Origin of the sequence: Paractinoplanes durhamensis, assembly GCF_016862175.1 — a bacterium.
Lineage (GTDB): Bacteria > Actinomycetota > Actinomycetes > Mycobacteriales > Micromonosporaceae > Actinoplanes > Actinoplanes durhamensis.
This window is the reverse complement of record NZ_BOML01000060.1, coordinates 81,823-90,065: the sequence shown is the minus strand read 5'-3', so window position 1 is coordinate 90,065 and position 8,243 is coordinate 81,823. Positions and strand designations below refer to the sequence as shown.

At 72.7% G+C, this 8,243-nt stretch carries 10 protein-coding genes and 1 pseudogene; 7 read left to right on the top strand and 4 right to left on the bottom strand.

All coding sequences use genetic code 11. The annotated features are described in order from the left end of the window. Positions 1 to 313: pseudogene (locus Adu01nite_RS38200) on the top strand (hypothetical protein); the annotation flags it as partial. 91 nt (positions 314 to 404) lie between these two features. Here the strand turns inward: Adu01nite_RS38200 and Adu01nite_RS38195 are convergent. Together Adu01nite_RS38195 and Adu01nite_RS38190 are read right to left on the bottom strand one after the other, a co-directional pair. Next, positions 405 to 761, bottom strand: a complete 357-nt coding sequence (locus tag Adu01nite_RS38195; protein ID WP_203734198.1) for a DUF6401 family natural product biosynthesis protein — start codon at positions 759 to 761, stop codon at positions 405 to 407. A 145-nt stretch (positions 762 to 906) separates the two neighbouring features. Then, positions 907 to 1,113, bottom strand: a complete 207-nt coding sequence (locus Adu01nite_RS38190; protein ID WP_203734197.1) for a hypothetical protein — start codon at positions 1,111 to 1,113, stop codon at positions 907 to 909. A 271-nt stretch (positions 1,114 to 1,384) separates the two neighbouring features. Between Adu01nite_RS38190 and Adu01nite_RS38185 the strand changes: the two genes are divergently transcribed. Continuing rightward, on the top strand, positions 1,385 to 1,948 hold the full coding sequence (locus Adu01nite_RS38185; RefSeq protein ID WP_239133012.1) for a toast rack family protein: 564 nt from the start codon (positions 1,385 to 1,387) through the stop codon (positions 1,946 to 1,948). Here the strand turns inward: Adu01nite_RS38185 and Adu01nite_RS38180 are convergent. Then, positions 1,936 to 2,310 carry a DoxX family protein gene (locus Adu01nite_RS38180; protein WP_203734196.1) on the bottom strand — a complete coding sequence of 125 codons (375 nt, stop codon included), beginning with the start codon at positions 2,308 to 2,310 and terminating at the stop codon, positions 1,936 to 1,938. The genes Adu01nite_RS38185 and Adu01nite_RS38180 overlap by 13 nt on opposite strands. Positions 2,311 to 2,418: 108 nt before the next feature. On the opposite strand from Adu01nite_RS38180, the gene Adu01nite_RS38175 reads away from it, so the two are divergent. Continuing rightward, positions 2,419 to 2,913, top strand: a complete 495-nt coding sequence (locus Adu01nite_RS38175) for a MarR family winged helix-turn-helix transcriptional regulator (RefSeq protein WP_203734195.1) — start codon at positions 2,419 to 2,421, stop codon at positions 2,911 to 2,913. Further along, positions 2,910 to 3,788, top strand: a complete 879-nt coding sequence (locus Adu01nite_RS38170) for a dioxygenase family protein (protein WP_203734194.1) — start codon at positions 2,910 to 2,912, stop codon at positions 3,786 to 3,788. The genes Adu01nite_RS38175 and Adu01nite_RS38170 overlap by 4 nt, the downstream gene beginning before the upstream one ends. Positions 3,789 to 3,829: 41 nt before the next feature. Here the strand turns inward: Adu01nite_RS38170 and Adu01nite_RS38165 are convergent, their stop codons facing one another. Continuing rightward, positions 3,830 to 4,294, bottom strand: a complete 465-nt coding sequence (locus Adu01nite_RS38165) for an SRPBCC family protein (protein ID WP_203734193.1) — start codon at positions 4,292 to 4,294, stop codon at positions 3,830 to 3,832. Positions 4,295 to 4,381: 87 nt separating this feature from the next. Here Adu01nite_RS38165 and Adu01nite_RS38160 point away from each other — a divergent pair, with 87 nt between their 5' ends. The 3 genes from Adu01nite_RS38160 to Adu01nite_RS38150 all read left to right on the top strand — a co-directional run bounded on the left by Adu01nite_RS38160 (position 4,382) and on the right by Adu01nite_RS38150 (position 8,241). Continuing rightward, positions 4,382 to 5,962, top strand: a complete 1,581-nt coding sequence (locus Adu01nite_RS38160; RefSeq protein WP_203734192.1) for a phytoene desaturase family protein — start codon at positions 4,382 to 4,384, stop codon at positions 5,960 to 5,962. 92 nt (positions 5,963 to 6,054) lie between these two features. Then, positions 6,055 to 7,257, top strand: coding sequence for a glycosyltransferase (locus Adu01nite_RS38155; protein WP_203734191.1), 1,203 nt, complete (start codon positions 6,055 to 6,057; stop codon positions 7,255 to 7,257). An 81-nt stretch (positions 7,258 to 7,338) separates the two neighbouring features. Continuing rightward, a complete protein-coding gene (locus Adu01nite_RS38150) occupies positions 7,339 to 8,241 on the top strand; it encodes an ABC transporter ATP-binding protein (RefSeq protein ID WP_203734190.1) in 903 nt (300 codons plus the stop codon). The last annotated feature ends 2 nt before the right edge of the window (positions 8,242 to 8,243 follow it).

Below are 8,243 nucleotides of genomic sequence, written 5' to 3'. Positions count from 1 at the left end.
GGAGGAGACCCAGGTCATTCCGCCGCCGCGGCAGGGCCGGCCGCGGCGGGCGACCGACACCGCCTTCGACCTGGAGCCGGTGGACGATCGCCCGCATCTGATCCCCGGCTTCGACGCCGACGACGACGATCCGGACAGCACCACCGTGATCACCACGAACACCGCCGACACCACGATCATCAACCCGGGCCCGAACGACACCCTGGTGATCGGCAGCGGCACCGAGCAGACCCAGGCGATCCCGCCCGGCGAAGACCCGTCGGAGGAGATCAAGCCCGCCCGGCGCGGCCGCCCGAATCCGCCGCCGGCCTGACCCGGCCGGACATAGGAGAGGGGCCGACGCCAGGTGGATCCTGGCGCCGGCCCCGGTGTGACGGAAAGCCTGTGAGCGGTCGGTGGTCGGGTCAGCTGGGCGCGGGCAGGGTGCGAGCGAGGGCGCAGACCGCCAGCAGGCGGGTCATCACCCAGTCGTTCTCGGACCAGTCGAGCGGGCCGACCGGCGGGCGCCAGCCGTGCGTGAAGGCGGCGTCGCGGACGCCCTCGGCGTAGGCGGCGAGAAGGACCGCGGTCAGCGGGCGGGTGTCAGCCGAGAGGCTGTCACGAACCCCGGCGGCGTGCTGGTCGACGACTGCCATCAGACCCGCGTTGGTGTCGGCGGCGGCGAGGCCACTGACTCCCACGGTGTCGTGCAGCTCGGCGAGGCAGGCGTGGGCGGAACGGAGGGCAGCACGGGCGGCGGCGCCGCTGAACAGGCCATTCATGAGGAGAAAGTTACGGAGCCCCGGGTATGGAATGGTTCTCCACAACGGTGCAGCTCGGTTGACAGATGAACGGGCCGGCGATGACGGACGGGCCGGATTCGGCGCACACCCACGGCCGGCCGGGCCGCGAGGCCCGGGGACGTTCTTACTCGGCCGCTTCGGTGGCCGGGCGGCGGCGCTGGGCGTCGTCGGCGAGGATCACGGTGGCCACGACCATGGCGACCACGACGGCGAACAGCCAGGACGCGTCGTCGACCAGCTTGGCGGCCAGAGGTGCCTGGAAGGCGGCCAGCAGGAAGCCGACCCAAGCGAGACGGCGCTGACGTTCGGACAGGAAACCGGCAGAGTGCATTCGGACAGTTTGCCTCGATCGGGACGCATCGCCGTCACCCGTTCGGCCGATTCTCCGTTGTCCGATGGTGCCCCCTAGATTGCGTCCGTGCGGCTCAATGATTCGCCTCATCGTCGCATTATCGCTGCTCAGCGCCCTTCCTGGATGCGCTGCACGAAAGCCCGCGCCGGTCCAGCCCTCCCCCGGGGGAGAGCATGTCGTCGCGGCGCCGTTGCTGGGCCGCACCGGCGGACATCTCACCATCCGGGACGCCGCGTCCAGAGTGCGGATCGTGCTGTCGACGCTGCCGGGCCTGCTCTACCGGATCTCCACGGCGCCCGGTTCCGGCCTGGTGCCGCGGGTCACCGGCGCGGACGGCCGGCTGGTCGCGTCGCTGCTCCCGCCGAAAGCCGCCGCCGGCGAAGCGGCGGGCGGAGACGGCCCGGACGAGGTGCGGATCGTGCTGAACCGGGACGTGCGCTGGCATCTCAGCCTGCCGGCCGGGGCCGGCGAGCAGCAGCTGGACCTGCGCCGGGGCCGGATCTCCCGGCTCGATCTGGGCGCGTCAGGCCTGGTCGAGCTGCGCCTGCCGGCGCCGGACACCGCGGTGCCGATCACCCTGAGCGGGGGGATCGGCAGCATGGTGGTGACGGCGGAGGCGGGCACGGCACTGCGGGTGCAACTCGATCGGGGCGCCGGCTTCGCCGAAACGCCCTGGTCGGGCGGGGCTCCGGCGCCGCCGGGAACCGTCTGGCCGACGACGGCCCGGCCGGCGCGGAGGGGGTACTTGATCAGGGCGCGCTCGGCGATCGGCAACTTCAGTTTGCGTACGCGTCAAAAGGCTCAGAAGGAGTAGGGGCCGAACCGTCCCCAGGCGACCACGACGCTGAGGATCAGCAGCACCACGTTCCCGATGACCATCGGGTTCTCCTTGCGGCGGGCGTGCACGACCACCGCGCCGACCATGATGACGGCGAGCCCGGTGGCGGCGAGCGGCACCAGGATCGGGGCGATGTCGAGGGCGGCGGGCAGGATGAGCCCGATCGCGGCGAGCACCTCGGCCAGGCCGATCAGCTTGACCGCGACCGGGTGGTAGCCCTCGGCCCAGCCCATCCCGGCCTCGATCAGCTTCGGTTTGGGCTGCGTCAGCTTCATCACGCCGGCGGCCAGGAAGGCGAGGGCCAGAACCCCCGCGATGATCCACAAAACCACGTTCACTGGGTCCTCCACGACCGTCGATGACTTAACGAGTGAAGCGAACCGTAGCGGTCAATACTTCACGGCGCAAGTAAAACTGACTTCAAGCATTAAGCTAAACTGGCCGTCATGGAGAGCGAACCGCGCTGGCTGGACGACGCCGAGCAGGAGACCTGGATGGCCCTGGCCGGCCTCCTGATGCGCCTGCCCGGTGCGCTCGACGCGCAGCTGCAGCGCGACGCCGGCCTGACCCACTTCGAGTATTTGGTGATCTCCGGCCTGTCCATGGTCCCGGGCCGGACGATGCGGATGAGCGAGCTGGCGGCGGTCGCCGAGGGCTCGCTGCCGAGGCTGTCGCAGGTCGTCTCCCGCCTGGAGAAGCGCGGCTGGGTCCGCCGCAGCCCCGACCCCGACGACGGCCGCTACACCTTGGCGATCCTCACCGACGAGGGCTGGGACAAGGTGGTGGCGACCGCCCCCGGGCACGTCGCGGCCGTCCGCCACTTCGTGTTCGACCCGCTCACCAAGGGCCAGCAGCGGCAACTGGGCGAGATCGGCCGCCGGATCATGCGCGCCGTCGCCCCCGACGATCAGTGCCCCCCACCCCGAAAGGCCACGTCATGAGCTCGATCTTCGACCCCGCGGTGCCGGCCGGCGCGTACGACGAGTTCCTGGTCGAGGCGCTGCCCGCGGCGCGCGCCCAGCGCGACTGGACCCCGGCCGACGGCCCGATGCCGGCGCTGTACCTGAGTCACGGCGCCCCGCCGCTGTTCGACGACGGCCCGTGGCTGCGGCAGCTGTTCGGCTGGGCCCGGTCGATGCCGAAGCCGACGAGCGTGCTGATCGTCTCCGCGCACTGGGAGAGCGCCCCGCTGATGCTGTCCGCGCCGGCCGCCGGCACCCCGCTGGTCTACGACTTCGGCGGCTTCCACCCGCGCTACTACGGGATGACCTACCGCACGCCGGACGCCTCCGCGCTCGCTGCCCGGGTCGCCGCCGCGATGCCCGCCACCGAGCCGGTCCACCAGCATCCGCGGCGCGGTCTCGACCACGGCGCGTGGGTGCCGCTGATGGCGATGTACCCGCTGGGCGATGTACCGGTCCTGCAGCTGAGCATGCCGACCCACGACCCCGATCGGCTGCTGGCGCTGGGCGCGCGACTGCGTGAGCTGCGCGCGGAGGGGACGCTGGTGATCGGCTCCGGCTTCATGACCCACGGCCTGCAGTTCGTGACCCGGGAGATGTTCCACGGCGTCGTCCCGGCCTGGTCGTCCGACTTCGACGCCTGGGTGGCGGACGCGCTGGCCCGCGGCGACGTGGACGCGCTGGCCGGCTACCGGAAGGCGCCGGGCATGCCGTTCGCCCATCCGACGCCCGACCACTACCTGCCGCTGTTCGTCACGCTGGGCGCGGCCACCACGCCGGACGCGCCGGTGGAGACGGCGATCGACGGCTACATGATGGGTTTCGCGAAGCGCTCGTTCCAGACCGTCGGCTGACCACCGGTCGCCCGGCCGGAAGGGCCGGGCGACCGAAGTGGTCAGATACCGGGGCGGTCGACCTGGCCACGCCAGGAACCGGTCTCGGTGCCGTCCCGATCCTCGATGAACTCCTTGAAGCGGCGCAGGTCGCCCTTGACCCGGTGGTCGACGACGCCGAGCACGGCGCCGGCCTTCTCGACCACGCCCTCCGGCTCGAAGTCCATCTGGACGGTCAGCCGGGTGTGGGTGTCGTCGAGGCGGTGGAAGGTCACCACGCCGGCCTGCTTCTCGCCGTCGGTGGCCTTCCAGGCGACCCGCTCGTCGGGCAGCTGCTCGGTGATCTCGGCGTCGAACTCGCGCTTGACGCCGCCGATCTCGGTCTTCCAGTGCAGGTGGGTCTCGTCGAGTTGACGGATCTCCCGGACGCCGTCCATGAACCGGGGGAACTCCTCGAACTGGGTCCACTGGTTGTACGCGGTGCGCACGGGTACGTCGACGTCAACGGACTCGGTCACGGTACTCACGGTGTATCCCTCTCTGTTGTGCTTCCCCGCCGCGGTGTTGTTTCAGGACGTGCCCGGATGATCGATTGCTAAACGAGACGAGGGCTGATGGATTTCGCCGATGCGGTCGTGGTGGGTGCCGGGCACAACGGTCTGGTCGCCGCCAACCTGCTGGCCGACGCGGGCTGGTCGGTGCTGGTGGTGGAGGCGACGCCGCAGCCGGGCGGCGCGGTGCGGTCCGGCTTCGTCACCGCGCCCGGCTATCTGAGCGACCTGTTCAGCTCGTTCTATCCGCTGGGGTTCGCGTCGCCGGTCATGCGCGCCCTGGACCTGGGGCTGGAGTGGCGGCACGCCCCGGACGTCCTGACCCATCTGCTGCCCGACGGCCGCGCGGCGACCATCAACCGCGACCTCACCCGCACGATGGCGTCGATGGAGCAGTTCGCCCCCGGTGACGGCGAGCGCTGGCGGGCCGCCTACGAGGAGTGGCACAGGCTGTCCGAGCCGCTGCTCGACGCGGTCCTGCGGCCGTTTCCGCCGGTGCGGGCCGGTATCGAGCTGCTCACCCGGCTGACGGCGCCGGGCGCGCTGCGGATGGCCCGGCGCCTCGTGCTGCCGGTGCGCCAGCTCGGCCGGGAGCTCTTCCGCGGCGAGGGGGCGACCCTCGCGCTGGCCGGCTGCGCCCTGCACACCGACCTCTCGCCCGAGGACGCGGGCGGCGGCGTCTACGGCTGGCTGCTCGCCATGCTCGGCCAGCAGAGCGGCTGGCCGGTCCCGGCCGGCGGCGCCCAGCGGATCACCGACGCGCTGGTCGACCGGCTGACCGCGCGTGGCGGCGAGATCATCTACGACCAGCCGGTGGAGCGGGTCCTGGTCGCCCGGGGCCGGGCGATGGGCGTCCGCACCGCGGGCGGCCGGGATCTGCGGGCCCGCCGGGCGGTGCTCGCCGACGTACCCGCGCCGGCGCTCTACCTGGACCTGGTGGGGGAGCGGTGGCTGCCGTCGCGCCTGGTCGAGGACCTGGCCCACTTCCGCTGGGACGGCGCCACCCTGAAGATCGACTGGGCGGTGCGCGGGAAGATCCCGTGGCGGAACCCGGCCGCGGCCGGCGCCGGGACCCTGCACTTCGGCGCCGACCTGAACGGGCTGACCCGCTACGCCGCCGAGCTGGCCGCGGGCGCCGTGCCGGAGCACCCGTTCCTGCTGTTCGGCCAGATGACCACGGCCGACCCGGACCACTCGCCGCCGGGCACCGAATCGGCCTGGGCCTACACCCACCTGCCGCACCGGGAGCACTGGGAGGCCGGCGAGATCGAGGAGCACGTCGCCCGGGTGGAGGCGGTGGTCGAGGAGTACGCCCCCGGCTTCGGCGCCCTGGTCACCGGCCGCAACGTGTTCTCCCCGGCCGCGCTCGAGCACGAGAACCCGGCACTGGTCGGCGGCGCGCTCGGCGGCGGCACCGCGGCCGCCTACCAGCAGCTGTTCCTGCGGCCGGTGCCCGGGCTGGGCCGCGCCGACACGCCGGTCGACCGGCTCTTCCTGGCCGGCTCGTCGGCGCATCCGGGCGGCGGCGTGCACGGCGCACCGGGCGCCAACGCGGCCCGCGCCGCCCTCGCCCGGGACCGCCGGCTGACCGGCGGGCTGTACCGATCGGTGATCACCGCAGCGCACCGTGCCGTCCAGGGCTGACCTGGCAGGTAGGCTGCGAGAGTCCGGTGATGTTTACCGATTCGGGCCAAGGGCATCTGCACCGCGTACCGCAGCCCGACCGGAGGGACCACGTGCGCATCGCGATGATTTCCGAGCACGCCAGCCCCCTGGGCGACGGCGGCCGGCAGACCCACGTCGCCGACCTCTCGGCCGCCCTGGCCGAGAGCGGCCACGAGGTGCGGGTCTACACCCGCCGTGACGACCCGGTGGTGGCCGACGAGATCACCACGCCCGGCGGCATCCGGGTGGTGCACGTGCCGGCCGGCCCTCCCCACGTCCTGCCGCCCGACCTGCTCCTGCCGCACATGGGCGAGTTCGCCCGCCGGCTCGAGGACCACTGGCGCAACGGCGCCTGGGTGCCCGACGTCGTGCACGCCCACTTCTGGACCAGCGGCCTGGCCGCGGTGACCGCCGCCCGCCATCTGGGCATCCCGGTCGTGCAGTCCTTCCACGAGCTGGGCGAGATCGAGGCGACCGCCGACGGCAAGCCGTCCCGCTCCGGTTACGAGCGGGCGCTCGGCCGCTCGGTCGACCGGGTGTTCGCGCAAAATCAGGACGAGGTGCGCGGGCTCGTCCGCATCGGCGTGCCGCGGGCGCAGCTCACGATCGTCCCGGCCGGGGTGGACAGCGTCCGCTTCTCGCCCGAGGGCCCGGCCGTCGAGCGCGACCCGGCCCGACCCCGCATCCTGTCGGTCGGCCGGCTCGTCGAGCGCAAGGGCTTCGGTGACGTCATCGAGGCCATGCGCTGGGTGCCGGGTGCCGAGGTGGTGGTCGTGGGCGGTCCGGCCGCCGACGCGCTGCCCGCCGACCCGGGCGCCCGCAAGCTGCGCGCCCTCGCCGAGAAGCTGCACGTCGCCGACCGGTTCCGGCTCGTCGGCCGGGTGCCGTTCACCGACATGCCGAGCTGGTACCGCTCGGCCGACATGCTGGTGGCCGCACCCTGGCAGGAAGACCTGGAGTCGTCCGCGCTCGAAGCGATGGCCTGCGGCGTGCCGATCGTCGGCACCGCGGTGGGCGGGCTCACCGAGGCGGTCGTCGACGGGCTCACCGGTGACCTGGTGCCGGCCCGCGACCCGCGCGCCCTCGGCGGGGCGATGCGCCGGCTGGTCAACGACAAGGTGCGCCGCTTCGCGTACGGGACGGCCGCGATCGACCGGGCCCGGCAGGCCTACTCGTGGAAGCGGGTCGCCGCCCAGGTCGGCTCGGTCTACGCGGCGGTCACCGGCCTGCGGCGCGGCACCACCGGCAGCGAGGCCAACGAAGCGATGGCGTAGCCCCGCATCCACCGGTTGGTGGATCGGAACGCTCGCTCGCCGGTCGATTCGCCACGGCCGTACGCCTGTGAACCTCGAGGTATGGCAGTCATCGAGGTCAAGAACCTGAAGAAGAAGTACGGGGACACGGTCGCGGTGCGGGACGTCTCGCTCACCGTCGAGCGTGGGGAGATCTTCGGCATCCTCGGCCCGAACGGCGCCGGCAAGACCACCACCGTGGAGTGTGTGGCCGGCCTGCGCAGCCCGGACGGCGGCACGATCAGCGTGCTCGGCCGGGAAGCGAAGGACCCGGAGCTGCGCCGGCTCGTCGGCGTCCAGCTCCAGGAGAGCCAGCTCCCCGAGCGGCTCACCGTGCGCGAGGCGCTGGAGCTCTACAGCGCCTTCTACCCCGAGCCGGCCGACTGGCGGGCGCTGTCCCGCGAGCTCGGCCTCGACGACAAGCTCCGCACCCGGTACGCGAAGCTCTCCGGCGGCCAGAAGCAGCGGCTGTCCATCGCCCTCGCGCTGATCGGCAGCCCGCGGATCGCCATCCTCGACGAGCTGACCACCGGCCTCGACCCGCAGGCCCGCCGGGACACCTGGGACCTGATCGAGTCGATCCGGGACACCGGCGTCACGATCGTGCTGGTCACCCACTTCATGGAGGAGGCCGAGCGGCTCTGCGACCGGATCGCGGTGATCGACCGCGGCCAGGTCGTCGCCCTCGACACCCCGGCCGGCCTGGTCGCCGGGATCGAGGTCGAGCAGCGGATCCGCTTCCGCCCCTCGGCGCCGATCGACGACGCGCTGCTCACCGCGCGCGACGAGGTCCGCGAGGTGCGCCGGCACGGTCGCCAGCTCGAGGTCATCGGCACCGGCAACCTGCTGCACGCGGTCACCTCGGTGCTCGCCACCCACCAGATCATCGCCAACGACCTGCGCATCGAGCAGGCCAGCCTGGACGACGCGTTCGTCCGGCTGACCGGCCGGGCCGGAACGGAGTGACC

Coding starts and splice junctions, on each gene's coding strand:
- Adu01nite_RS38150 (WP_203734190.1), top strand. CDS start 7,339: ATGGCAGTCATCGAGGTCAAGAACCTGAAGAAGAAGTACGGGGACACG.
- Adu01nite_RS38160 (WP_203734192.1), top strand. CDS start 4,382: ATGGATTTCGCCGATGCGGTCGTGGTGGGTGCCGGGCACAACGGTCTG.
- Adu01nite_RS38170 (WP_203734194.1), top strand. CDS start 2,910: ATGAGCTCGATCTTCGACCCCGCGGTGCCGGCCGGCGCGTACGACGAG.
- Adu01nite_RS38190 (WP_203734197.1), bottom strand. CDS start 1,113: ATGCACTCTGCCGGTTTCCTGTCCGAACGTCAGCGCCGTCTCGCTTGG.
- Adu01nite_RS38195 (WP_203734198.1), bottom strand. CDS start 761: ATGAATGGCCTGTTCAGCGGCGCCGCCGCCCGTGCTGCCCTCCGTTCC.
- Adu01nite_RS38175 (WP_203734195.1), top strand. CDS start 2,419: ATGGAGAGCGAACCGCGCTGGCTGGACGACGCCGAGCAGGAGACCTGG.